General features: G+C 40.1%; 23 protein-coding genes. 9 read left to right on the top strand and 14 right to left on the bottom strand.

What is annotated here, in order from left to right:
- Positions 1 to 67: 67 nt before the first annotated feature.
- The 3 genes from F994_RS03150 to F994_RS03140 all read right to left on the bottom strand — a co-directional run bounded on the left by F994_RS03150 (position 68) and on the right by F994_RS03140 (position 3034).
- Positions 68 to 1303: a dihydroorotase gene (locus tag F994_RS03150; protein WP_004648623.1), complete on the bottom strand. Its 1236-nt coding sequence runs from the start codon at positions 1301 to 1303 to the stop codon at positions 68 to 70.
- Positions 1304 to 1312: 9 nt separating this feature from the next.
- Positions 1313 to 2329, bottom strand: a complete 1017-nt coding sequence (locus tag F994_RS03145) for an aspartate carbamoyltransferase catalytic subunit (protein WP_004648622.1) — start codon at positions 2327 to 2329, stop codon at positions 1313 to 1315.
- Positions 2330 to 2674: 345 nt separating this feature from the next.
- Positions 2675 to 3034 carry a hypothetical protein gene (locus tag F994_RS03140; RefSeq protein ID WP_004648621.1) on the bottom strand — a complete coding sequence of 120 codons (360 nt, stop codon included), beginning with the start codon at positions 3032 to 3034 and terminating at the stop codon, positions 2675 to 2677.
- A gap of 222 nt (positions 3035 to 3256) precedes the next feature.
- On the opposite strand from F994_RS03140, the gene rlmKL reads away from it, so the two are divergent.
- On the top strand, positions 3257 to 5461 hold the full coding sequence (rlmKL, locus tag F994_RS03135; RefSeq protein WP_004648620.1) for a bifunctional 23S rRNA (guanine(2069)-N(7))-methyltransferase RlmK/23S rRNA (guanine(2445)-N(2))-methyltransferase RlmL: 2205 nt from the start codon (positions 3257 to 3259) through the stop codon (positions 5459 to 5461).
- Between the two features lie 113 nt (positions 5462 to 5574).
- Here rlmKL and F994_RS03130 read toward each other — a convergent pair whose 3' ends face one another.
- The 3 genes from F994_RS03130 to F994_RS03120 all read right to left on the bottom strand — a co-directional run bounded on the left by F994_RS03130 (position 5575) and on the right by F994_RS03120 (position 10612).
- Positions 5575 to 6861 carry a DUF945 family protein gene (locus tag F994_RS03130; RefSeq protein ID WP_004648618.1) on the bottom strand — a complete coding sequence of 429 codons (1287 nt, stop codon included), beginning with the start codon at positions 6859 to 6861 and terminating at the stop codon, positions 5575 to 5577.
- A gap of 233 nt (positions 6862 to 7094) precedes the next feature.
- Complete coding sequence (gene clpB, locus F994_RS03125) at positions 7095 to 9677, bottom strand: ATP-dependent chaperone ClpB (protein ID WP_004648616.1); 2583 nt, start codon at positions 9675 to 9677, stop codon at positions 7095 to 7097.
- Positions 9678 to 10189: 512 nt separating this feature from the next.
- Complete coding sequence (locus F994_RS03120; RefSeq protein ID WP_004648615.1) at positions 10190 to 10612, bottom strand: OsmC family protein; 423 nt, start codon at positions 10610 to 10612, stop codon at positions 10190 to 10192.
- A gap of 147 nt (positions 10613 to 10759) precedes the next feature.
- On the opposite strand from F994_RS03120, the gene crp reads away from it, so the two are divergent.
- Entirely contained in the window at positions 10760 to 11467 is a 708-nt protein-coding gene (gene crp, locus F994_RS03115) for a cAMP-activated global transcriptional regulator CRP (RefSeq protein WP_004648614.1), read from the top strand.
- Positions 11468 to 11654: 187 nt separating this feature from the next.
- Positions 11655 to 12704, top strand: coding sequence for an NADP(H)-dependent aldo-keto reductase (locus F994_RS03110; RefSeq protein WP_004648612.1), 1050 nt, complete (start codon positions 11655 to 11657; stop codon positions 12702 to 12704).
- Positions 12705 to 12816: 112 nt separating this feature from the next.
- Here F994_RS03110 and F994_RS03105 read toward each other — a convergent pair whose 3' ends face one another.
- From F994_RS03105 to F994_RS03085, 5 genes are all read right to left on the bottom strand, one after another.
- Entirely contained in the window at positions 12817 to 13593 is a 777-nt protein-coding gene (locus F994_RS03105) for a M48 family metallopeptidase (protein WP_004648611.1), read from the bottom strand.
- Between the two features lie 113 nt (positions 13594 to 13706).
- Positions 13707 to 14015: a hypothetical protein gene (locus tag F994_RS03100; protein ID WP_004648610.1), complete on the bottom strand. Its 309-nt coding sequence runs from the start codon at positions 14013 to 14015 to the stop codon at positions 13707 to 13709.
- A gap of 193 nt (positions 14016 to 14208) precedes the next feature.
- Positions 14209 to 15528: an adenylosuccinate synthase gene (locus F994_RS03095; RefSeq protein WP_004648609.1), complete on the bottom strand. Its 1320-nt coding sequence runs from the start codon at positions 15526 to 15528 to the stop codon at positions 14209 to 14211.
- A gap of 69 nt (positions 15529 to 15597) precedes the next feature.
- Positions 15598 to 16764 carry an ATP phosphoribosyltransferase regulatory subunit gene (locus F994_RS03090; RefSeq protein ID WP_004648608.1) on the bottom strand — a complete coding sequence of 389 codons (1167 nt, stop codon included), beginning with the start codon at positions 16762 to 16764 and terminating at the stop codon, positions 15598 to 15600.
- Between the two features lie 229 nt (positions 16765 to 16993).
- Positions 16994 to 17452, bottom strand: a complete 459-nt coding sequence (locus F994_RS03085; RefSeq protein ID WP_004648607.1) for an Lrp/AsnC family transcriptional regulator — start codon at positions 17450 to 17452, stop codon at positions 16994 to 16996.
- A gap of 156 nt (positions 17453 to 17608) precedes the next feature.
- Here F994_RS03085 and F994_RS03080 point away from each other — a divergent pair, with 156 nt between their 5' ends.
- On the top strand, positions 17609 to 18355 hold the full coding sequence (locus tag F994_RS03080) for an AzlC family ABC transporter permease (protein WP_004648606.1): 747 nt from the start codon (positions 17609 to 17611) through the stop codon (positions 18353 to 18355).
- Positions 18352 to 18651, top strand: a complete 300-nt coding sequence (locus F994_RS03075; protein WP_004648605.1) for an AzlD family protein — start codon at positions 18352 to 18354, stop codon at positions 18649 to 18651. Before F994_RS03080 ends, F994_RS03075 begins: the two co-directional genes overlap by 4 nt.
- A gap of 43 nt (positions 18652 to 18694) precedes the next feature.
- Here the strand turns inward: F994_RS03075 and F994_RS03070 are convergent, their stop codons facing one another.
- The gene (locus tag F994_RS03070; RefSeq protein WP_004648604.1) at positions 18695 to 19012 is read right to left on the bottom strand and encodes a hypothetical protein; all 318 of its coding nucleotides are present in this window, start codon (positions 19010 to 19012) and stop codon (positions 18695 to 18697) included.
- 293 nt (positions 19013 to 19305) lie between these two features.
- On the opposite strand from F994_RS03070, the gene F994_RS03065 reads away from it, so the two are divergent.
- The gene (locus tag F994_RS03065; RefSeq protein WP_004648602.1) at positions 19306 to 19836 is read left to right on the top strand and encodes a hypothetical protein; all 531 of its coding nucleotides are present in this window, start codon (positions 19306 to 19308) and stop codon (positions 19834 to 19836) included.
- Between the two features lie 57 nt (positions 19837 to 19893).
- On the opposite strand, the gene F994_RS03060 is transcribed toward F994_RS03065, so the two are convergent.
- Positions 19894 to 20916 (bottom strand): type I glyceraldehyde-3-phosphate dehydrogenase, encoded by a 1023-nt coding sequence (locus F994_RS03060; RefSeq protein WP_004648601.1) that lies wholly within the window; start codon positions 20914 to 20916, stop codon positions 19894 to 19896.
- Between the two features lie 432 nt (positions 20917 to 21348).
- Between F994_RS03060 and alaS the strand changes: the two genes are divergently transcribed.
- The 3 genes from alaS to csrA all read left to right on the top strand — a co-directional run bounded on the left by alaS (position 21349) and on the right by csrA (position 25901).
- Entirely contained in the window at positions 21349 to 24042 is a 2694-nt protein-coding gene (gene alaS / locus F994_RS03055; protein WP_171065309.1) for an alanine--tRNA ligase, read from the top strand.
- A 66-nt stretch (positions 24043 to 24108) separates the two neighbouring features.
- Positions 24109 to 25389 carry an aspartate kinase gene (locus tag F994_RS03050; protein WP_004648599.1) on the top strand — a complete coding sequence of 427 codons (1281 nt, stop codon included), beginning with the start codon at positions 24109 to 24111 and terminating at the stop codon, positions 25387 to 25389.
- A gap of 248 nt (positions 25390 to 25637) precedes the next feature.
- Positions 25638 to 25901 (top strand): carbon storage regulator CsrA, encoded by a 264-nt coding sequence (gene csrA / locus F994_RS03045; protein ID WP_004648598.1) that lies wholly within the window; start codon positions 25638 to 25640, stop codon positions 25899 to 25901.
- A gap of 58 nt (positions 25902 to 25959) precedes the next feature.
- On the opposite strand, the gene rnhB is transcribed toward csrA, so the two are convergent.
- Positions 25960 to 26538, bottom strand: a complete 579-nt coding sequence (gene rnhB, locus F994_RS03040) for a ribonuclease HII (protein ID WP_004648596.1) — start codon at positions 26536 to 26538, stop codon at positions 25960 to 25962.
- Positions 26539 to 26771: the final 233 nt, after the last annotated feature.

Raw genomic sequence — 26771 nt, 5'->3', positions numbered from 1 at the left:
GTTTTTCAACCACAAAAAAAGCCAGCCGAAGCTGACTTTTATAACTTTTAGAAAAATGTGAAATCAATTAAGCCGCAAAAGTTTGGATGACCTTACCCACAACTTTTTGATTAATAAGCGGTGTATTTTTACCCTGTGAAAGAATTGAATCTTTAGAGACCAACCATTCGAGTTTAGGGTCAACCAAAGCCCAACCAGACTCTTCCACCCAACGATCAACCATATTAGCCACTTTTGCTGGAGCCAATGTGACTTTTTCCACCCACTCTAAAGGCTCAAATAAACCCTCATTAACCAATTGGACACCAAAAGCAACATAAGTATCAAAAGCGGTTAAACCCGGTTCCGTTTCAGCAAATGGCGCTAATTTTGCAGAACTGCTCAGTGGTTCATGATGGGTACAAATCGCATCAATCACACCATCTTTCACGCCTTGACGTAATAGCTGTTTATCTTTTTCAGCACGTAATGGTGGGCGCACATGTGCCAACGAGTTAAAACCATCGGTTAAGCTTTCGGTTAAATGCAATTGGTGCATTGCAACATCAGCAGTAACAGGTAAGCCTTTAGTTTTGGCAATTTTAATGAGTTCAACAGAAGCCCCGCAGGACAACAAACCAAAATGGGCACGAACTTTAGTGGCTTCAATCATCAAGAGATACTTTGCAATCGCCACTGTTTCGGCCAAGGCTGGAATCATCGGTAAACCTTGACGTGAGGCAACAAAACCTTCATGTACACAACCATCTTTGGCAATTTGATGTTCTTCCGCATAAAACACAACGGTCATACCTAAACCAGCTGCATATTCAAGCGTACGAAGTACAACATCATCATCCGCAAAGGGTGCATTAGCGTTAGAAACAGCAGTACAACCCCCTTTTTTCAAACCTGCCATATTGGCAGGTTGTTTGCCATTTAAGCCTTGAGTCTGTGCACCAATCACTTTTAAGTAAATGCCACCATCTAACATGGCTTTTTCCACTAATCCATGAATCAGTGCACCATTGTCCTGTACGATTGGTTTGGAATCCGGTGGTGTAAAGATATGTAGAATACCGTTTTTACGTGCTGCACGACCTTCAGACTTTAACGTACCATGCTGTTGCTGACCCGGTTCACGCATACGTGCACACAAATCGACCATGGTTGGCATCAACCATTTACCTTGTCCATCAATGCTTTCGCTCACATGATCTGTTGCCGCAACGCGTTTGCCCTGTTCTAAATAAACTGTTTCTACGCTATCCGTTTGCTTGATTGGATCGAGGACACGGACATTTTCAATTTTTACAATACTCATGACTTTCCCTTATCCCGCAATCGCTTCAATTAAACCTTTTTCCTGTAACTGGCCTTGCATAGACAGCGCTAGTACTGCCATACGTACAGCAATACCATTGGTCACTTGCTGCAAAATGACCGCTTGCGGGCCATCAGCAATACTGGAATCAATTTCTACACCGCGGTTCATTGGACCCGGATGCATCACGATACAATCCGGTTTTACCATTGCCAAACGTTCTTTATTTAAGCCATACATTTTATAAAATTCAGCTTGCGATGCGAGCGCTGGAGAATCAATACGTTCATTTTGAATACGTAAGGTAATAATCACATCGCAATCTTTGATGCCATCTTCCATATTATTAAATAGACGGATCTCTTCACCGTATTCATCAAAACCGTATGGAAGCAAGGTATTGGGTGCAATCACGCGAATGTCTTTACAGCCCAAAGTTTGCAATGCCACCACATCTGAACGTGCCACACGTGAATGTTTAATATCACCAATAATTGCAACACTTAAAGTTTCGAATGGCTTTTTCGTTTCACGGCGAATCGTCAACATATCCAACATGGCTTGAGTTGGATGCGCATGACGACCATCACCCGCGTTAATGATGGCAACCTGTGGCGAGACCGTTTGTGCAATAAAATGTGCTGCACCTGAAGATGAATGACGAACCACGAAAATATCCGCCGCCATTGCTTCTAAATTCCACAGCGTATCACGTAGCGTTTCACCCTTCGATGTACTTGAGCGCGCAATATCAATATTCAAAACATTTGCCGACAAACGCTTTGCTGCTGCTTCAAAAGTAGTACGTGTACGTGTTGAGTTTTCAAAAAATAGGTTCATGACTGTACGACCTTCCAAAAGTGGAGTCGTAATCAGTTGATTTTGTTCATTGAAAAAAGAATTAGCGGTATCAAGAATTTTTGTCAGGGTTTCTTTGGAAAGACCTTCAATGGTCAAGAAATGCTTAAGATTACCCTGTTGATTGAGTTGAATCTGGCTCGGAGTATGCAATGCTGCCAAGTGCATGAGAGATTCCCTTGCGGTTAAGTTGAACTATTATACAGATATTATTCTTCATAATCCGAGACCAATGCGCACGATCAAGCAATTTTTAGTCAATTTAAATTTTTGATCTCGCTTCTCTTATTCACAAAAATACGTCCAACATCACTCAAATAAAATGCCTATTCAGTATCAACCCGATCAAAACATTAAATTTTTTAAGCTGAATATTTATATCTCTCTGTTGAGTCATTCTTTCTACGCTAGCCATACAGGAAAGTTACGATTGTTCCAGCAATAATAACCTCTCATCTATTTATCTATATAAAAAAGGCTCTAAATAAATGCGATGATTTAGAGCCTTATTTATCAACGCAATGCACCAATATAATGATGTGAAACTTGTGCTCTATAAATTTCGTCTTCTGTAACCTCAACTTCATTTTGAACAATTTCAGCGATTACTTTCTTTTCTTCCTGAATAACCACAAACTCAGGCTCACGTTCAGCAACAATTAAAGCATTTAAACGCGCTGCATGTCGGTCTAATTCGGCATCTTTTTCCGCCTGCGCCAAACCGACAACATATTGGGCATAATCCTTATTCTGTACCAGATACATCACATCAATCACCCGCCCAGCCACACGTCTCAATCGCGCATAAATAAGTGTTGCAACTGAAAATGCATCGCCATTTTCCTTAAAACCTTTATAAACTGAATCCGTCATGAATGCCCCCATCAAATCAATTTTAAACCACGCTTTCAGCCCAAATACCTGACTGATCACTAATCAAGATATTAATCAGCAAAATGCATACCAAATATGAACGCTTAAGAGATAAAAAGTCGATATTTTTGCTTCAGACTCAGGCTTCCCCCTAATTTAAAAACTTTTCAGCACTAAAATACGTTAAAATATTAGATTGCTTAGCTGCTTTTGGAAATTTGCATGAATTCGAAACTACGTCTTTCTACATACTGGGTTACCTGTGCAGATGGACTTGAAACCTTACTCCAAGAAGAATTGGAAGGTTTAGGTGTTCAAAATATTGAACGCTTTCCAGGACGTTTAGTTTTCCAAGGCACGCTAGAAAATGCATACCGTATTTGTATCTGGTCGCGTTTAGCATCTCGTGTACTGACGCCTATTCATACCCATGAATTGGACTTCACTCATGATGCACGTGATGTGGCAGAAGAGCTGTATGAAGGTGCAATGAACTTTGACTGGTCTCTTATTTTTGCACCACAAAGTACCTTTGCCATTCGTTTACACGTCGAACGCGACATTAAAGTAAACAGTCAATTTGCGACCTTACGTGTAAAAGATGGTGTGGTCGATTCCTTTATGGAAGCTGTCGGCAAACGCCCAAGTGTTGATATTAAACAACCAGAAATTACCTTATACGTGCTTGCGGGTAAAACTCAGCACACTTACTGCCTAGATTTATCAGGTGATTCTTTACATAAACGTGGCTATCGTCATTTTATGACCGATGCACCAATTAAAGAAAACCTTGCAGCAGCAATTCTACAAAAAGCCAAATTACTCCAATGTAATCCAGACATTATTTTAGACCCAATGTGTGGTTCAGGTACGTTCATCATTGAAGCACTGATGATGTTGACGGATCGTGCACCTGGTTTAGTACGTCGCTTTGGCTTCAATGGTTGGAATGGCCATAACCATGATTTATGGATGTCAATTAAAACTGAAGCCACTGAACGTCACCAAGCTGCATTAGAAAAACCATTACCTCAGTTCTATGCTTATGATGCTGACTGGGAAGCGGTGAAAGCGACCAAGCAAAATATTATTGCCGCAGGTTTTGAGTCATTGCTTGATCACATCAAAATTGAAGAACGTACTCTGGCTGACTGGCCTGATTTTGCAGCAATGGGTAAAAAAGCATTTATTGTAACTAACCCGCCTTATGGTGAGCGTTTAGGCGAAAAGGCTTCGAATCGTGCTTTGTACCTAGGCCTATCTGCCCTATTGCAAAAACACTTCCCAAATCAAACAGCAGCCGTGATTGCTTCTCAAATTGAGCAAGCGGACGTTTTAGCGTTTAATGATCCGCAAACCTTACGTTTAATGAATGGTAAATTGCCAATTTATATTCGTTCAGGTCAAATTAAACCTGCTACGGCAACTCAGCCTTTCCTTGCTGTTTGGCAGCCGCAACAATTTGAAAAAATTGAAGGTGCTGAAGACTTTACCAATCGTCTGCAAAAAAATATGCAGGCATTGAAAAAGTGGGCAGTGAAAGAAAATATCTATTGCTTACGTTTATATGATGCTGATCTGCCTGACTTTAACGTTGCAGTGGATTTATACGGCGATCGTTTACACGTTCAAGAATATGCTCCACCAAAAACCATTGATCCTGAAAAAGCAAAAAAACGTTTTAATTTAGCGCTTGCTTCTATTCGTGCAGTGACAGGTTTAGGTCGTGATGCGATCTTCATTAAAACCCGTGCACGTCAAGAAGGTAAAACGCAGTACGAAAAACAAAGTACTGCATCTAAACGTTTTATTGTGCAAGAAGGCAAAGCAAAATTCTTAATCAACTTAACGGATTATTTAGATACAGGCTTATTCCTTGACCATCGTCAAATGCGTTTACGTATTGCGGCTGAAGCGCAAGGCAAGCACTTCTTAAACTTGTATAGCTATACCTCTACTGCCAGTGTTCATGCTGCTCTAGGCGGTGCTGCAAGTACCACAAGCGTCGATTTATCGAATACTTATTTAAACTGGTCTAAAGAAAACTTTGTACTGAATGGCTTAACTGTCGATCATGCCGATCAACAACATCAGTTCTTCTCAAGCGACTGTTTTGAATGGTTAAAAGAAGGTCATGAACAATACGACCTGATCTTCATTGACCCGCCAACTTTCTCTAACTCGAAAAAATTCCACGGTACTTTTGACGTGCAACGTGACCATTTGTCATTACTCAAACGCGCAATGAACCGTTTAACAACTGAAGGTACATTATACTTTTCAAACAACTATCGTGGTTTTGAAATGGATGATGAAATTTTGGCATTCTTTGATGTTGAAGAAATTACCAATGAAACCATTGGTACTGACTTCAAACGCAATACCAAAATTCACCGTGCATGGAAAATTACCCATCCAAAAAGCTAATGCTTTGGAGATGAAATACTAGGTCGTATTTCATCTCTGCTGAGATCTGCGCTGGAAAGTTTTCAGGCATAAAAATGGGACGTCTTTCGTCCCATTTTTTATGCCACACCGTATTATTCAGTCAGGAACTTTGTCTGCCCATATTTGTATTCAACTGACATTTTCAAAATATCACCCTCACGTTTCACCTGACCTGACTGCTGCATAGTGGACAACATATTTTCGATATTTTGATCAGACTTCGCAGCTCCACCCTTTTGCATATAATTATTCATTACACTCGACATCATATTTTTATCAAACTGAACATCTGCTTTGTATTCCATTAAACTTGGCATTATTTTTAGCATGCCCATCATGGTCGATTGATGACTCGGCATAATACGTCCCGTCATACTCGCCTGAGCAAGCCCTTCCCCCATAGCAAACTGATTATCTTTTGATTCAAAACGGAAACCCTCATTGATCACCGCCAATAAAGCAGGTTCTATATCTTTCACCAGTGCTTCTTTGGCCACGCAACTGTTTTCACCTTTCGCCAAGATATCAAAAAAACTCTGTAATTTTTGTCGATTCAAATCAATCACATTAAAATTAAACTGTACTTTCTGCATTGCTGGCACAAAGGGCATTTTCATTTCATCTAGCCGCAACAACATTTCAGTGTTTAAAACCCGATCCGTTAACTCGCTTTGCGTCTCTATACTAAAATTTTTCAGCTCAGCATTGATTGGTTTATTGACATCTCGATCTGACATTTTCAGCAAATCCATCTGAATTTTGGTTTTCCCCGCCTCGAGATACTCACCATTTAGTCCTTGGTCAGTTTCTAGCTTTAACCCCACCATTTGGAAATGTGTGTTTGTATCTGTTACGGTCAAATTCGGAATTTCAAGTTGTAAATCCAGTATCTTCAACTGTTGATCTATCGGTTTTGCACGAAATTTTAATTTTATCGGATCTAATCTAGACTGTATTTGGGCTTCATTTCGTGTAATGACTGGCGTCGTCAACGTGCTATTCATGTTTCCTAACCAGTTGACTGTCGTTTGTACTTTAAGCGGTTCCTTCAACAAGGACTGAAGTGCCCCCGGCGCTTGAATAATTTTAATATCTGAATGAATCGCGTATCCATTCCAACTACGTTTGATATTATCCTGACCACTCAATTGGATCACTTCTTTCGGTTTACATGGATCAAGTACTAATTCGGCAACCCAGTTCGCACTGCCTTTTAAAGACCCCATGTGAAATTGTTGATATTGTAAATTTAAATTATTCGATTGCTTGCTACCCTGCTGATAATAAGTTTTCAAACTTTTATCTGCATAAAGATTCCCTCCTACTGCGACCACAGCAAGCGTAAGTACACTTCCAATACCCCACTTTAATTTAGTCATTTTTTCCATCTCAAGCTGTTTATTTTTTATTAAAATAAATTATAAAGAGAATCCTCAAATAAAGATAATTATTTTGCAAATAAAGCACTTAGATGATATTTCCATCACAAAAAAGTGAAAACTTACGTCACATTTTGACTTTAAAATGTCATTTTTAACATTTCTATTCCTCAATAAAAAACCTAGCCGAAGCTAGGTTTTTTACTTTTCGATTGAAACTGGGTTAAAACTTTTTAACTCAATTTCATTTTCTCAAACTCAAGATGACCATGTTCACCTTTAATCAAAATCGTATCGCCGGGAATGAACTCACCACTCAATATTTTTTGTGCCAACGAGTTTTCGACTTGTTGTTGAATTGCACGTTTCAGTGGTCGAGCACCATAAATAGGGTCAAAACCAGCATCTATTAATTGATCAAAAGCACTATCCTCTACAGAAAGACTCATGTCTTTTTCGCTTAAGCGTGAACGTAAACGATCCAACTGAATATCTGCAATACCTCGAATTTGCTCTTTTTTCAATGAATGGAAAACAACCAGTTCATCAATACGGTTAATGAATTCTGGACGGAAATGTTGCGATACCGCATTCATCACCACCGCACGAACCTCATCCTCCGTAGCGCTTCCACCTAACTCACGTACATCTTGTGAACCTAAGTTTGAGGTCAACACGATGACTGTATTTTTAAAATCAACCACACGCCCCTGAGAGTCCGTTAAACGACCATCATCAAGCACCTGTAATAAGATGTTAAACACGTCAGGATGTGCTTTTTCCACTTCATCAAACAGCACTACACTATAAGGTTTGCGTCGCACAGCTTCGGTTAAGATACCGCCTTCTTCATATCCAACATAGCCCGGAGGTGCACCGACCAAGCGACTCACAGAATGTTTCTCCATGAACTCACTCATATCGATACGAACCATAGCATCGTCACTATCAAACAAGAAATTCGCCAAAGCTTTGGTCAATTCCGTTTTACCAACACCTGTTGGTCCAAGGAATAAGAATGAACCACTTGGTCGATTCGGATCAGATAAACCGGCACGTGAACGACGGACGGCATTCGATACAGCAACAACCGCTTCATCTTGTCCCACCACACGGTTATGTAAAAAATCTTCCATATGCAGAAGTTTTTCGCGTTCACCTTGCAACATTTTTGCGACAGGAATACCCGTTGCAGCACTCACTACTTCTGCAATTTCATTCTCAGTCACTTTGGTACGAATCAATTTTGGCTCTTCACTCGTTTCTTCAGCCACCTCTTCCGCTGCAAGGCGTTTTTGCAATTCAGGAATCACTCCGTATTGCAAACGGCTTGCTTCAGCCAAATCACCTTCACGCTGTGCTTTTTCAAACGCAGTACGGGCTTTATCTAGCTCAACCTGAGCCTGATTCGTCCCTTCGACTAAGGTTTTTTCAGCACGCCACACTTCTTCTAAATTGTTATATTCTCGTTGAACTTCTTCAATTTGCTTTTCCAAATATTCAACTTCAGCCTTACTGACTGAATCTGCATCTTGTTTCACCGCTTCCAATTGCATTTTCAACTGGATCAAACGACGGTCTAAACGGTCCAGTGGCTCAGGTTTCGAGTCAATTTCCATTTTAATCCGCGATGCAGCTTCATCAATTAAATCAATGGCTTTATCTGGCAATTGACGGTCTGTAATATAACGATGCGACATTTTCGCCGCAGCAATAATCGCAGAATCAAGAATCTGCACACCATGATGCGTTGCATACTTCTCTTTTAAACCACGTAATATTGCAATGGTATCTTCTACACTCGGTTCATCGACCAAGACTTTTTGGAAACGACGTTCCAATGCTGCATCTTTTTCAATGAACTGACGATATTCATCCAAAGTGGTTGCACCCACACAGCGCAGCTCACCACGTGCCAATGCAGGTTTTAACATATTCCCTGCATCCATCGCGCCATCACCTTTACCGGCACCGACAAGCGTATGTAACTCATCAATAAACAAGATGATCTCGCCATCATATTTAGCCAGGTCTTTTAGCACTGCTTTTAAGCGTTCTTCAAACTCACCCCGATATTTCGCACCTGCCAATAGCGACCCTAAGTCTAAAGATAAAACGCGTTTACCTTTTAAGCCTTCAGGTACTTCACCATTAACAATACGTTGTGCTAAGCCTTCTACAATCGCAGTTTTACCAACCCCCGGTTCACCAATCAGCACAGGGTTATTTTTAGTACGACGTGACAAAACTTGAATCGTGCGACGAATTTCTTCATCTCGCCCAATGACTGGATCAAGCTTGCCAGACATGGCACGTTCAGTTAAATCAACCGTATACTTATTCAGAGAATCACGTTGATCTTCGTGGTTATTTGCCATAACTTTGTCACCACCTCGTATATTTTCAATTGCTTTACGCAGCTTATCTGTCGTCACACCTACACTATTGAGTAGTGTTTTCGTTGCACCTGTTTCAGCGAGCGCTAAAATTACCCAATCCGTAGATAAAAATTCATCTCCCGCTTTTTGTGCAAAACTATCTGCTAGATTCAATGCACGCACAGCTTCTGGATTTAAATTGATGTCGCCCGTTGGATTCGCAATCGTTGCGGCATTATTTAATGCCTGCTGCAACTTGGTTTGAAGGTCTCTTAAATTTGCACCTGCCTGTTGTAACAGGCTGATATTAGATGATTCTTCCAACAGTGCAGATAGAATGTGAATACCTTCAATTGCGGTGTTATCTTTACCCATCGCTAAAGATTGGGCATCTGATAAGGCTTGCTGTAAGCGATTTGTAAATTTTTCAAAACGCATTCTTATTTTCCTCACAACAAATTTTGTACTTGGATAATAGATGGGAATGGTTTGATATTTTTCAACAATTTTATTAAAAAATATTTTTAATTTTCAATAATTAAAGTCATTAAGATAAAAAATGCAACTCAGTTATAATATGGGTCTATATCGCAGGTTTTTCAAGTTCAATTTGATATCTTATGTATCAAATTCTATTTGGAATATATTATCTGACTCATTTTAAGCAACTGCATAAAACACCATGCATTTGTGCTTGATGATTTAAAAATTTATATAGCAAGTGCCTTTGAGCAGTCAGAATTTTAATGCAGTTTAAGAGCAGAAATTAGATGAAGATAAAGCAGCAAGTGAACGAAGTTACTGAACCTTGTTTTTAATGTTCTGAATTTAGGTTGAACGAAGACTATTTTATCAATTTATTGTAATTTTTTAACTTAAAAAGGTATGACTTATATCATTCTTAGATTTATAAAATGGCAACTCATCGATGAATTGCCATCTATTTTTCATTACTCAGCTTCAATAATTTCAAAATCGTGAGTAATTTCTACACCGCCATCTGACAGCATTTTACTTGCTGAACAGTATTTTTCAGCAGAAAGTTCAACCGCTTTAGCCACCTGTTTTTCTTTTACCGCCTTACCCGTGACCACAAAATGTAAATGGATTTTGGTAAACACAGCAGGAATGCTATCGGCACGATCCGCTTTCAACTGACATACAACTCCGGTCACATCTTGGCGTGATTTCTTTAAAATAGTCACAATATCAAAGGAAGCACACCCACCAAGTCCCATTAATATAAGCTCCATAGGACGTGGGCCACGGTTTTCACCACCGTATGCCTCAGCCCCATCCATGACAATTTGATGACCACTCTCTGATTTGGCTTCAAAAGCAACATTCTCTAGCCAATGAACACTTGTTTGCATTGCAACTACCTGAAAAAAGCTATAAATTTACGACGTACCTGTACACTAACATAAATTGAGTTGATACGGAATTTCATCTCTTCTATGTGACAAGTTCATTTTAGGTCTTGTGCGATCTATTACTTATCCATATTCGGAACCGTTAGCATGACTGCAAACTTTTCACAACTTAGCACTGATGCGCTTTCTCCTGGCCAGCTACCAGAGTCAGTAAAAGCATTACTAAAACGTGCATATATTAACCGCTACCCAAAACGCACTGCGATCGTAGATGCAGGCACTGAATCAAAGTCTCTTTATTTGATTTTAAAAGGTTCAGTATCCATTATTTTACGCGAAGATGATGAGCGCGAAATTGTAGTTGCGTATTTGAATGCCGGTGACTTTTTTGGGGAAATGGGCTTATTTGAAGCAAATCCACAACGTACTGCAGAAGTTCGTACACGTGACGTATGTGAAATTGCTGAAATTACCTATGAAAATTTTCATGAATTAAGCAAACAATATCCAGATCTTAGCTACGCTGTATTTGCTCAACTCGTGCGCCGTTTAAAAAACACCACACGTAAAGTTACGGACCTTGCATTTATAGATGTATCTGGTCGTATTGCACGTTGTTTAATTGATCTTTCTTCACAACCTGAAGCCATGATTCTTCCAAATGGCCGCCAGATCCGCATTACCCGTCAAGAAATTGGCCGTATTGTTGGCTGTTCTCGTGAAATGGTTGGACGAGTTTTAAAAACGCTTGAAGAACAAGGCATGATCGAAACAGATGGTAAAGCCATTCTTATTTTTGATGTGACACCTGAAGAAACCGATGTTTCTTTAGATAAGGATGATGACGAGGAATAAGTTTTTTGTTCTGTGACATTCAATAAAAAAAGCAAATCTCATGATTTGCTTTTTTTTATGCTTTCATTTTTCTTTTATAACAATTGTGACAACATTAAAACTATTTATGATTTAACGCTTATGCCTAAATCAGTTAGTCTTATACACGATTTAAAACTCCATGATAAAAATTGAAGGATAAACCTCGATGCAACTTAAACCTTTAGCCAATACAGGAATATTGGTTCCTGAAATTTGTTTAGGCACCATGACTTTTGGTGAGCAAAATACACAAGCAGAGGCCTTCCAACAACTTGAATATGCTTTAGATCAAGGTTTGTTCTTTTGGGATACCGCGGAAATGTATCCCGTGCCACCCAAACCTGAAACTCAAGGTGCCACTGAAACCATCTTGGGCAACTGGATTGCACAACGTGGCAATCGAGACCAATTATTTATTGCCTCAAAAATAGCAGGTCCCTCACAAGGCGGCAGTCACATCCGTGATGGGCAAACGCGCTTTACAGCAGCAGAGATTGCGTCTGCCATTGATGGCTCGCTAAAACGCCTGCAAAGCGATTATATCGACCTGTATCAACTACATTGGCCACAACGACCAACCAACTTCTTTGGCAAACTCGGTTATGGCAACAGTGAAGCACAGCAAAACAACGAAATTACGGCTTTAGAAGAAACCCTAACCGCTTTAAGTGATGAAATTAAAAAAGGGCGTATTCGTTCTATTGGACTGTCTAATGAAACCCCATGGGGAACCATGAAATTTTTAAACTTGGCAGAAAAATTAGGCTTAGAAAAGTTTGTCAGTGTACAAAACCCCTACAGCCTATTAAACCGTACCTATGAAATTGGCATGTCAGAAATTGCCCATTATGAAAATGTAGGCTTACTGGCCTATTCCCCTTTGGCTTTTGGCTATTTGACAGGTAAATTCCGTCATGGTGCACGTCCTGCCAATGCTCGCGTCACACTATTCTCGCGTTTTAGCCGCTATAGCAATCCAGAAAGTGAGTGGGCAACCGAACAGTATGCTCAACTTGCAGAGCAACATGGCTTAACCCTCACTCAGCTTGCACTGGCGTTTATCAAGCAACAGCTCTTTGTAACCAGTACAATTATTGGTGCAACCAATTTAGATCAACTGAAAGAAAACATCCAAGCTTTTGACATCGATTTATCTGTAGACATTTTACAAGACATTGAAGAGATCCATCGTCAACAACCTAATCCTGCACCCTGAACAAAGAATAAAGCACTGCTTCACCTGTCACAAATAATTTTTGATTTTCAAAATCAAAAAAATTATAAAAAAAAGGATGCCTACCACATCCTTTTTTAAACCTAACTGCTTATTAACGCTTGTTATAAATTGCTTGAGCCGCAGGCAAATTTTTACGCATTGCTTCAATACGCTGGCTATTTGAAGGGTGAGTAGACAAGAATGATGAACCACCTGCACCATCTAATTTATTCATTTTTTCCCAAAGGGTAATGGCTGCTTGCGGGTTATACCCTGCACGTGCCATAAGAAGTAATCCACCTTGGTCGGCACGACTTTCAAGACTACGTGAATAAGGTAAACCCACGCCCACTTGCGCGCCTAACTGAGCAGCCGCAGCCCCCAATTGACCCACATTATCGCCTGCTGCGCTTAGACCAATATTTAAAGCCAAATCAGTGAGCGCTTGAGCACCAATTTTATTTTTAGAATGTTCCTCTAAAGCATGGACCATTTCATGCCCCATCACTGCCGCAATTTCTGCATCTGTCAGGTTTAGCTTATTGACAATACCGGTATAGAACACAACTTTACCGCCTGGTGCAACATAGGCATTCACCTGATCGGATTTCAATACTGCCAGTTGCCAACTAAACTTCTGACCTGTTTGATTCACTTGATCTGCATACGGTTTTAAACGCAAAAATACCGCATTAATACGTTTATACGTCGCTGATGATGTGTCTAAGGTTTTATTTGCACTTGCTTCTTGAACTGTTTTATTAAAACCTTGTGCCGCAGCTACATTTAATGTGGATGAATCCGCCCCTGCCATTTCCGCGACAGTTGTACAACCCGAAATAGTGATCACACTTGCTGCACACAAACTCAAAATAAACTTGCTGTTCATTATAATAATCTCCGCCTTAAAAATAGATATCTGTTTTAAGGCGATTATATGGAATTGTGGATCAGCTTTAAATTATTATTCAATCCACATTCATATCATTTATGTAACCGTACTTATTTAAGAAACTGAAAACTAAGCCAATAAATTAGACACAAAGCATTCAGCACCAAATACACTTGGCAAAGTGGTTTGATTTTTTCTTCAAGTTGATCATTCTTTCGTTTAAAAAATAAAAATGCATTTTGAATTAAAATTAATGGCACCAAAATACACGCAATAATGACACTTAAACCAATAAACACCCCATAAATAATATTAGGATCTTGAGTCTGTGCTTGAATAATCAGCATCGCAATAGTCGGTGCTCCACCCATTGCAAAAAGTAAGGAATAAAAAATCGTTCCTGAAATATTTTTATGCATCCGCACAACCCGCTATTTATCTTATGTTTGGTATTTTAGCAACTGCCAATGATTTAAACAGTATTCTCTGATGCAACTTTAGTCTTGCAGAAATTTCATAAATAGATACCCACTTATCCGCTTGTAAAAAGAGTGAATAAAAAAAAGCCTCACATATTGCGAGGCTTTTTTACCATCTTTCTATTCGCTTAAATTAAGCATTAAAAGGATGACGTAATACAATGGTTTCTTCACGGTCTGGACCCGTTGAAACGATGTCGATTGGACATTCAATTAACTGCTCAATGCGTTTTACATAAGCAATTGCATTTGCTGGCAATTGTTCCATGCTTTTTGCACCGAAAGTCGACTCAGACCAACCTGGCATTGTTTCATAGATTGGTTTTAAAGTTTCAAATGCAAGCGCATCAGAAGAACCAACACAACCAGAATCAGCAGCTTCGTAACCTACACAGATTTTCACTTCTTCTAAACCATCAAGAACATCAAGTTTAGTTAAGCAAATACCAGAAAGTGAGTTTACATCTACAGAGCGACGTAAAATTTCTGCATCAAACCAACCACAACGGCGTTGACGACCAGTAGACGCACCAAATTCAGAACCTTTAGTTCCAAGGTGTTTACCAATTGCATCACCTACGTCATTCGCAGCATCATAAACCAACTCTGTTGGGAAAGGACCCGCGCCTACACGTGTTGTGTATGCTTTAGTAATACCAAGTACATAGTCAAGGTGCAATGGACCTAAACCTGAACCTGAGCTTACGCCACCAGCAGTTGTATTTGAAGATGTTACATACGGATATGTACCATGATCGACGTCAAGAAGTGAACCTTGAGCGCCTTCAAACATAATATTTTCACCGTTTTTACGGTAGTTATGCAATTCAGTTGTTACATCCACAACAAGTGGAGCTACAACTTCACGCCATTGGTCGCAAAGCGCAAGTACATCTTCAAGATTAACCGCTTCTACACCGTAGAATTGAGTTAATTGGAAGTTATGGTATTCAAGCAGCTCTTCAAGTTGAGCTTTAAGATGTTCACCACCACGCACTAAGTCAGCAACACGAATTGCACGGCGTGCAACTTTATCTTCATACGCTGGACCAATACCACGACCAGTCGTACCAATTTTCGCATTACCACGTTTTTTCTCACGTGCTTGGTCAAGTGCAATATGGTTCGGAAGAATTAAAGGACAGTTTGGAGAGATACGTAAACGTTCTTTAACAGGCACGCCTTCTTTTTCAAGAATGTCCATTTCTTCGATTAATGCAGCAGGTGAAAGTACAACACCATTACCAATTAAGCAAAGTACGTTTTCACGTAAAATACCAGATGGAATGAGGTGTAATACAGTTTTCTTACCACCAACCACGAGTGTATGACCAGCGTTATGTCCGCCTTGGTAACGAACTACCGCAGCCGCTTGATCTGTGAGCAGGTCGACAATCTTACCTTTACCTTCGTCGCCCCATTGGGTACCGAGTACCACAACATTTTTGCCCATAATAGCCTCATTGCATCATGCTGTTAAAATTGAAAACTTAAATTAGTCACTTGAAACTAATTCACGTCATTAAATCTTTTCGACTTTCCACTCACCTGCCACATTCACCAATTGGTGAGTTGCATGCGGTACTGAGTTTAAACTGTCATTTCCAAGTAACTGAATTACACCAAAGCCTTGTATACGTGCATTCGAAATTGCTTCAAGCAAATCAGCCGCAGTACCCTTCGGTGCAACCACTACATTTAAATCTGTAAATTGACCTGCACTTAAAGCATATAAGTCGCACGAAAAACCTGTTGCAGGACGAGCACGACCAAAATGCTGACCAATGCCGTCATAGCGCCCACCTTGTGCCAGTGGCGCCGCGCGGTTTGGCGCATACACTGCATACATTAAACCAGTGTGATAATGATATGAACGCAACTCTACAACATCAATACCAATGTGCAGATTTGGCCAACGTGATTGAATTTCGACTTGAGTCGTTTTCAATACATCAAAAGCGTGCTTAAAGGCTTCATCTGCCAATATTTCAGCACTTAAATGTGTTTGTAACGCATCTAAATCGCTTGAATAACGCCCAAGCGCATAAAAATCTGAACCAAATTTTAATTCTTGAGTAAATTCTGCAAGTTCTGGCAGTGCTTTACGCTGATACAAATCCGAAAGATGGCTTTCAACAGCCTTGGTCAAACCGGCATGTTTAACTAAACTACGGAATAACCCAACATGCCCTAAATCTAAATGCGTACCTGCTGCCAAGCCTGCTTTTTCAATCAAGCTCAACATAACATCAACCATTTCGACATCAGCATCTATGCTGTCTGAACCAAATAGTTCTGCACCCAATTGTAGTGGTGAACGTGTGGTATTAAACCCTTGTGGTTTCGTATGTAAAACCGTTCCTGCATAGCAGTAACGAGCCACACCTTCTACTGGATGTACATGCGCATCAATACGAGCCACTTGTGGTGTCATGTCGGCACGCACACCAAGTAAACGGCCAGAAAGCTGATCGATCACTTTAAAAGTAGCTAAGTCTAAATCTTGATTCGATTCTGAAAGAGAAGATAGAGATTCGATGTATTCAATAAATGGCGTGTACACCAATTGATAACCTCGAGATGCGAGGAAATCTAGTGCGTCACGACGCAAAGTTTCAATCACTTGCGCCTGTTCTGGTAATACATCAGCTACACCATCAGGTAATAACCATGTCTCTGAAATGGGCATGTTGTAAACCTAAATTCTGTCAGCGCGGAACGAATCCGCATAAAAAAATCGGGAGCACACCCGATTTCTCCTAGTCTAGCACGATAGTTTTAGCTGTGCACCTGACTTTTTCAGAAAAAATGGCGAATACTTATTGTTTAATCAACATGAAATCATTCAAATTTATGAAATTATCAATCAATAGAAAATTCAATATCTAAGCCCAAAATACAATCATACAAAAAGCAAGTTATCCGTCCAAAGGTAAAGCTGTTGTTTGCTTGACTTTTTGTAAAGGAATCTCCGTTTTGACATTTTGGATTCCGGCAATTTTATTTAAATGATGAATTTGAAACTGACGATAAGCAGCTAAGTCGGCAACCACAATTCTTAAAAAGAAATCACAATCCCCTGCCATCAGCTGACACTCAACCACCTCAGGCATATCATGTACAGCATCTACAAACTGGTTTACAGTTTCTGCATCTTGTCCTTTCAACCAAATTCGAGCAAAAACCGTTAACGCAAGATTGACTTTTGTCGGATCAACCAAAGCCACGTATTTTTCAATAATGCCATCATCTTCTAATTGTTTAACGCGCCGTAAACATGGCGATGCAGACAAACCAACAATTTGAGCCAATTCATTGTTTTGCAACTTCCCGTTGTGCTGTAAGGCTTTCAGTATGCGTTTATCAATATGATCCATCACCAACCACCAAAGCAGTAAATTTCAACCAAATACAATTTAACGCTATTTAATGCCATTTAAAATCTAAATTAAGCTAATTTAAGTGAAAAATACCCCATAAATCATCATAAAATATCTTTTTTCAATTTAATTCCTCTTGTCAGGCCAAACCTTATGTTTACGTTAAAAAATATCACTCAAGATTTAACGTACTCACAAGACTTCACTGAATTTAAACGTGGCGTAAAAATATCAATTCCGATGCTATTAGGGATTATTCCCTTTGCTTTAGTACTCGGCGCACAAGCCACGCAAAAAGGCTTTTCTTTTATTGAAGTGCCTTTATTTACCGGTCTCAATTTTGCAGGTGGTTCAGAATTTGCCATTTTAGAATTGTGGACCAATCCACCTAATATTTTAATGCTGATGTTCATTACTTTTTTAGTCAATAGTCGCCATTTACTGATGGGTGCAAGCCTAGTGCCCTACCTCAGACATTTACCCAATAAACAGGTTTTCCCTGCTTTATTTTTTATGTGTGATGAAAGTTGGGCGGTTGCCTTGGCGGATGCACAAAAAAGACAAGCTCAGACTGGCATCAATCATGCCTTTAATCTGTCTTTTTACGCAGGTCTTTGTTTTGCTCTTTACCTCATGTGGGTTGGATTCACCGCATTAGGCGGCGCAATTGGTCCCATTTTAGGTGATGCCTCACGTTTTGGCTTCGACATGGCATTTCCCGCAGTCTTTTTAGTGTTATTACGCGGCATGTGGAAAGGTTTACACGCAGCGCGACCATGGTTGGTCAGTTTAATTACGGCTGCACTGGCCTATTTATATTTACCCCAAGGTTGGCATGTCCCTATTGGGGCGGTCGCAGGCATTGCTTCTGCCTATTGGTTGTTAGGAGATAAAGAGTGATTCATTCAGCAACCCTCATTGCCATTTTATGCATTGCAATCACCACGTATCTGACACGTGTTTTAGGTTATGTCTTACTTAAAAATAAAACCCTCACCCCTCGCCAGAAACAAATCTTAGAAGTGGTTCCTGGCTGTGTGCTCATTTCAGTGATTGCGCCTTATTTTGTCAAAGACAACCCTGCCGACTTACTGGCGATTGCGATTACACTGCTTGCAGCTTCACGTTTTTCCTTACTGCCTACAGTGTTGATTAGCATGGTATCCGCAGCCATTTTAAGGTTTATGCTGAGCTAAGATTCATGCTGACTTAAGATCATTTAAAGTTTAAAAACTGAAATTAGAGTGATGGTCTATCGGACGAATTTACCGCCTTTGCCAGCAAGCCAACCAATTCAGCATTTTTTAACTCGATCTGACTTAATTTAACCGTGGTTTTATCCAACATTTCTTGCTGAAGATGCATTTTTTTGGCCAAGTCCTGCATAATTTCCAAGGTCTTTTTTAAGTTTTCTTCTAAGTGAATGACTTTTTCTTCAAGTTTTTGATTAAGTTCAGTTTCACTCAATACATCAGTTTGATTCTTTATTTGTACCCAAATCAAAAAAACCACAGCGATTGCTAAAAGTAGAATAAAACCCCAGATAAATATCAACATAATATGCATTTCTCTTATCTTATTTAGTTGTTATTCACTATCATAACCAATTAATCATCTAAATTTTCAAAAATTCGTTTAAGTTCAGCAACTATTTTGATCTATCAACCCAATTCCTAAATCACCAATGACACAGCCAACAGATTAATTCAAAAAATGCTTCCCAAATAACCGCAATACATTGTATTTTTATTCATCAATAACACTATATTCAGTTGTCATTTACAACCGTTAAAAACAATCATTATTTATCCGCATTTTATGCTTTCGACATCTCGGGGTCTGCACTCACTATGGAACTTCACAGCAACTTATACTTTAAGCATCCTAACCCAGAAATCATGAATAAATTAGATCGCCTCTTTCAAGAACATCGGGGCAATGCTGAAATATTCAAACAAATTGCGATCACCATCAATCCGACTGAAGGTGAAGAACTTGCCCAAGATCTGATTGATCAAATCGATCAGGTTGAATATGACTTAGGGCCAGAATCACTTTACCGTTTTGAAGGATATTCGATTGCTCACTTTGTGCATGGTTCATCTGGCGATGAATTTATGGAAGCCATTTTAAACTTCTTAAAAAGCTTAGTTCCTGACATCCATACACAAGCTTGGGGTTGTGGTGATGATGACCCGTGGGAATTTTGGTTTAAATTTGAAGGCGATGAACTTATTCGTGAAGACGATGAACCCTTCAATGATCCCGATGAAGATCAACAGATTCAATCCTCCATCTATGCATGGTGGCACAAAGACATGCCGAAAGAAATTCAAGAAGGCTTCTTAAACGATCCAAACTACATCAGTGAAGAAGAATAATTTTGCTTGAAACAGAGGTCGGTTGAATATTCGACCTGCCTCTGTTTTATGTGTTTATTAGGTAAAGGATTCACACAAATCAAGCAAGCGATTGGCATAACCCCATTCGTTATCATACCATGCAAAAACTTTGGCTTGATGTCCCACCACCATGGTTTGATTCAGATCCACCACCAAAGAATAGGGAGAATGGTTAAAGTCTGATGAAACCAACGGCTCATCTGTCACATCCATAATTTCAGCATAATCATGACGTGCTGACTTGACCAAGACTTCATTAATTTTATGCGCTGTAATATGTGATTGCGAAATAAACGTTAAGTCGATGGCTGCCACATTAATGGTCGGTACACGAATAGAATAACCATCAATACGATCTGCCATTTTTGGCATTACACTTTTCAAAGCCCCCAAAGCAGAGGAAGTAGTTGGAATAATATTTTGCCCCGAAGCACGCGCACGACGTAAATCACGATGCGCATGATCCAATACCGATTGATCTGCTGTGACGGCATGAATTTCAGTCATGAGTGCCGTATCAATGCCAAAAGCATCATCAATGATTTTAACCAGTGGAACCAAGGCTTGTGTGGTACACGATACGCTGGAAATAATTTGATCGGTGCTTTTTACTTCATGATGATTGACACCATAGACAATCGCGGCATCTACGCTATCAAAAGGAGCCGCGCCAATAATGACCCGCTTCGCCCCTGCTGTAATATGTTTTGTCGCAGCTTCACGAGAACGAAACAAACCTGTACATTCAAGTACAACATCAATATTTAAATCATGCCAAGGCAATAATTCTGGATTTTCTTGGCAAAAGACTTTGACTTTTAATTGCGCCAAACCCGCCGAAATATGTAAAAAAATCTGTTCATTTTCCCATAACACTTCAACTTTACCTTTAAAGCGCCCATGGGTTGTATCGTATTTAAATAAATGAATTAAAGTCTCTACATCTGCAACATCATTAATCGCTACAATATCAAAATGAAAATCTTTAGGATTTTCAAACCAAGCACGTAATACATTGCGACCAATTCGCCCGAAACCATTAATGGCTACTCGTTGCATTAGATATCCTTAACTCTTGGGTAGATGTAAATACTTGTATATGTTAATGGATTTCGACTGAATATCGATACCATTTCTTCACATCTATTGATGAATATTGCGCTCCAATCACCCTGACTTTAATTTTGATGCCATTTTTTCACAAATCAGGATCAAAGAAAGTAAGCTAAAAACATTGACCAAGCTGTGCATTAAATTTTGACGATAACGGCTCTAGATCAATTAACTCTTAGATTTACATCAAAAAGCTCAGGACAACGATTCTATAGAATTGTCATTAATTCACCTTAAAGTGATTGGTGCATACGGCTTTTTCCGTTATAATTTGGCGTTTTAAAATTTTAAGCCCAGTGTACTGAGGCAGCTATTCTTAAAAATGAATCTGCTCGGTTATGCTATTAGCCAATACGAAATATATGGAGTGACTTGGTTGTGAGTACTCGTTTTATGACATCAGCTGAAATTCGTGAAGCATTTTTGCGTTACTTTGAATCGCAAGGGCATACACGTGTCGCGTCGAGTTCACTAGTACCCGCCAACGACCCGACTTTACTGTTCACCAATGCCGGGATGAACCAGTTTAAAGACTGCTTCCTTGGTTTGGAAAAACGTGATTATGTTCGTGCAACATCTTCACAAAAATGTGTACGTGCCGGTGGTAAACACAACGACTTAGACAACGTCGGTTATACAGCACGTCACCATACTTTCTTCGAAATGTTAGGTAACTTCTCTTTTGGCGATTACTTTAAACGTGATGCGATCAAATTTGCATGGGAATTCCTGACTGGCGACGAATGGTTAGCACTGCCTAAAGATAAACTCTATGCCACTGTTTACCATACCGATGACGAAGCGTTTGACATCTGGAACAAAGAAATTGGCTTAGATGCCAGCCGTATTATCCGTATTGGTGATAATAAAGGCGGTCAATACGCATCTGACAACTTCTGGGCAATGGGTGATACTGGTCCTTGTGGCCCGTGTTCTGAAATTTTCTTTGATCATGGCGACCACATCTGGGGTGGCTTACCGGGCACACCTGAAGAAGATGGCGACCGTTTCATTGAAATCTGGAACAACGTATTCATGCAGTTTAACCGTACTGCTGATGGCGTATTACATGCATTACCTGCTCCATCTGTAGATACAGGTATGGGCTTAGAACGTATTTCTGCGGTTTTACAACACGTCAACTCAAACTACGAAATCGACTTGTTCCAAAACTTGCTTAAATCTGCTGCGCAAATTATTGAGCTTGATACCACTGCAATTGATGCTGAAGCTGCGGCAAACAACACACCTGTTGACTACCCTGCGTCTTTAAAAGTGGTTGCTGACCATGCACGTTCATGTTGCTTCCTGATTGCCGATGGCGTAAACCCATCCAATGAAGGTCGTGGTTATGTACTGCGTCGTATTATCCGCCGTGCAGTACGTCATGGTAATAAACTCGGTGCAACAGGTTCATTTTTCTACAAAATGCTTCAACCGCTTGTTGATGTAATGGGTGTTGCTTATCCAGAACTTGCAGCAAATAAAGCACGTATTGAAGCTTTATTATTAAAAGAAGAAGAACAGTTTGCTAAAACTCTTGAGCAAGGTTTGAAACTGCTTGAAGGCGAACTTGCGAACCTGAAAGGTTCAGTCATTCCAGGCGCAGTTGTCTTTAAACTTTACGATACCTACGGCTTCCCTGCTGACTTAACAGCTGATATTGCACGTGAACGTGATTTAACGATTGACGAAGCTGGCTTTGAAGTTGAAATGGCGGCACAACGTCAACGCGCACGTGATGCGGGTAAATTTGCAATCGACTACAACAGCATTGTCAATGTTGAAGGCGAAACTCAATTTGACGGTTATGATGCCACCCAAGGTCAAGGTCAAATTATTGCGATCTATAAAGATGGCGAGCAAGTTGATGAAGTGAATGAAGGCGATGAAGCACTGATCGTACTGAACCAAACGCCTTTCTATGCAGAAAGCGGTGGTCAAATCGGTGATACTGGCCTGTTCAAAAATGAAACGGGTATTTTTGAAGTTCAAGATACTAAAAAATCTGGTGGTGCTTTTGTCCATCAAGGTATCGTGACTGTAGGTAGCTTAAAAGCCACTCAGTCTGTTGAAGCAATTGTAAAAGCCGATATTCGTGAAGCCACTGCGCGTAACCACTCTGCAACGCATCTTTTACATTCAGCCCTTCGTCAAGTACTCGGCGCTCATGTACAGCAAAAAGGTTCATTGGTTGCCAGCGATATCTTACGTTTCGACTTTGCCAATGACCAACCGGTGACATTTGAACAGCTACAACAGGTTGAACGCATTGTAAACCTTGAAGTAATTGCCAATACAGCCGTTTCCACCGAATTGTTAGACATCGAATCTGCGCAAGAAAAAGGCGCAATGATGTTGTTTGGTGAAAAGTATGGTGACGAAGTTCGCGTACTTTCTATGGGTTCAATGATTGAAGAGAAAAGCTTCTCGATTGAACTATGTGGTGGTATTCACGTCAAACGTACGGGTGATATCGGTCTGTTCAAAATCACCTCTGAAGGTGGTGTTGCAGCCGGTGTACGTCGTATCGAAGCTGTGACAGGTACAAAAGCAGTTGAAGTGATTCAAAAAGCTGATGCAGACATTCAACAGATCAATGGCTTATTGAAAGCACAAAAAGATCAAACGGTTGAAAAAGTTGAAGCGACGGTTGAAGCAGCTCATCAATTGCAAAAACAAATTGAACAACTGAACCAAAAATTGGCGAACTTGCAAGCAGCTGAACTTTTAAGCCAAGTTCAAACCATTGCTGGTCGTTCGACTCTAATCACCACCGTGCAAGATATGGATGCGAAATCGCTACGTAACTTACATGATGGGGTAAAATCTAAATTAGACAATGCAGTGATTGTGCTTGCTGGGATTGAAGGCGACAAAGTCAGCCTTCTTGCTTCGGTCGCAAAAGATTTCACTGCAAACATTAAAGCAGGTGACATTATCAAACACTTAGCCACTGAACTTGGTGGTAAAGGTGGTGGTAAACCTGACTTGGCACAAGGTGGCGCGCCACTTAACGAGAAGTTTGCATCAGTGATAGCAGGTTTAACTGCTTGGCTTGAAGCAAAATAAGACTTCACTTTTTGTGTAACTGATCCTGAAAAGGTAATTCAGGATCATGGCTTTTATGGAACAACTATGGCATTAATCGTTCAAAAATATGGCGGTACCTCAATGGGTACTCCCGAGCGCATTTTAAATGTTGCTCGTCGTGTAAAGCGTTGGCATGACCACGGTCACAAGGTTGTAGTGGTTGTCTCAGCCATGAGTGGCGAAACCAATCGCCTACTTGCTTTAGCGAAAGCCATTACCGAAACCCCTGATCCACGTGAACTCGACCAAATGGTTTCTACTGGGGAACAGGTAACGATTTCCATGTTAGCGATGGCGCTTAATTCTATTGGCGTTGAAGCTAAATCTCTAACAGGTCGCCAAGTTGGCATTAAAACTGACAGTGCATTCACCAAAGCGCGTATCGAAGCAATTGATACTGACGTTTTAACTGATCATTTAGATGCTGGACGTGTACTCGTTGTTGCTGGTTTCCAAGGTTTTGATGAACTTGGTAACACCACGACTCTAGGACGTGGCGGTTCAGATACTTCAGGTGTTGCAATTGCTGCTGCACTAAAAGCAGATGAGTGCCAAATCTACACAGATGTAGACGGTGTTTATACCACCGATCCACGTGTTGCACCTAAAGCGAAAAAAGTAGATCGTATTTCTTTTGAAGAAATGCTTGAAATGGCATCTTTGGGTTCTAAAGTTCTTCAAATTCGTTCAGTTGAATTTGCAGGCAAGTATCAAGTGCCTTTGCGTGTATTATCAAGCTTTGATAATGACAATGATGGCGCATTTGACGAAGACTTTAAACAAAACGTCGGCACTCTTATTACTACTGAATTGGAAGACAACATGGAACAGCCAATTATCTCTGGTATCGCATTTAACCGTGACGAAGCAAAATTAACCATTCTAGGTGTACCTGATGAACCAGGTATTGCCTCTAAAATTTTATGCCCAATTGGTGATGCCAACATTGAAGTGGATATGATTATCCAAAATGTTGAAGAAGATGGTACAACTGATTTCACTTTCACGGTGAATCGCGGTGAATTGAAAAAAGCCACAGCCATTCTAGAAGACACAGCACAAAAAATTGGTGCACGTGAAGTCGCAACCCGTGATGATATTGTCAAAGTGTCAATCGTGGGTGTAGGTATGCGTTCACATGCGGGTGTTGCAAGCAAAATGTTTACTGCCCTAGCTGAAGAAGGCATTAACATTTTAATGATTTCGACTTCAGAAATTAAGATTTCTGTGATCATTGAAGAAAACTATTTAGAACTTGCAGTTCGCACACTACATACTGCTTTCGGTTTAGACCGAGAGCATGGCGAATCAAGCGTACGCGCCTAATTTGCAGCTAACAAAAATTGTCATTGTTAGACAGTTTTTGAAAAACAACACAAAAAAGCCGAGCCACTATAGTTTTTCTTATAGTGGCTCTGTTATATTAGCCCTAAGGTTTTAAGAAAATTTTAACAAAACTGCATCTTGGGTAATGTTCCTGACATTGCTTTGTTAAAGTTTTCTTTTGATATTTAAGGTTGTGTTTTGTTCATTTTAGATCAATTGCAGGTTTAGCATTTTGCAAGGAGATAAACATGCTGATTCTGACTAGACGTGTCGGAGAAACATTAATGATTGGGGACCAAGTCAGTGTAACTGTACTTGGGGTTAAAGGAAATCAAGTTCGTATTGGTGTAAATGCTCCAAAAGAAGTATCAGTTCACCGTGAAGAAATTTACCAACGTATTCAACATGAACGCGCTATGCACGAACATCTTCAACATCTCGATCAAGATTATCAACCTTCGTTTGAAGAAGATAATTTTACACAGAATACCCAGAATAACTTTAATCGTTAAACATTAAATGTTTTCCCCTAAAGCGGCTTTTCTAAGCCGCTTTAAATTTATCTAAAGCTTAGTTTTGTTCAAGCAAAGCTAATGCTTTTTTTACAGGTGCATAACTACGGCGGTGTTGATCAATCACACCATGTTCTGCAATCGCTTCAAAATGTGCTTTGGTTGGATAGCCTTTGTGTTTCGCAAATCCAAATTGTGGATATTGCACATCAAGCTCAACCATATCGCGGTCTCGGGTTACTTTCGCCAAAATACTGGCAGCTGAAATTTCCGCATGCAAGGCATCCCCACCAACTATCGCATCACAGCTCATGGCTAAGCCTTGTGGGACTTTATTTCCATCTACCAACACATGATCAGGTGAAATATTTAAAGCTTCCACAGCACGGTGCATTGCCAACAAGGATGCTTGAAGAATATTAATTTCATCAATTTCTGTATGACTTGCTTCAGCAATTGCCCAAGCCAATGCTTTTTCTTGTATTTCTACAAATAATTTTTCACGTTTCTTTTCAGAAAGTTTTTTAGAGTCATTTAAACCTTCAATTGGATTATTGGGATCTAAAATAACCGCAGCAGCAACCACAGAACCGACGAGTGGGCCACGCCCCGCTTCATCTACACCAGCAATTTTCATCACTTCATCTACCTATAAAAAAAAGAGGCTGAACACGTCAGCCTCATTATGAGGGTCTGTTGATATTTCACAGATGCTTGCGACAGAGGACATTTTTAGACAATGCAAGGCATGTTTCGCGAAATTTAGTTATTCTAAATGAGTAAAACATAACGTAGTAGCGGCAAAAATGTCCCTGTCCTCGTACTTCGCCTTGCGCTACGACCAAAGCAGTGCTTTAGTCTTGCTCAGGG

Source organism: Acinetobacter bohemicus ANC 3994 (assembly GCF_000367925.1).
GTDB classification, from domain to species: domain Bacteria; phylum Pseudomonadota; class Gammaproteobacteria; order Pseudomonadales; family Moraxellaceae; genus Acinetobacter; species Acinetobacter bohemicus.
Note: the sequence above shows the minus strand (reverse complement) of the source record. Positions and strands in the feature narration are given on the sequence as shown.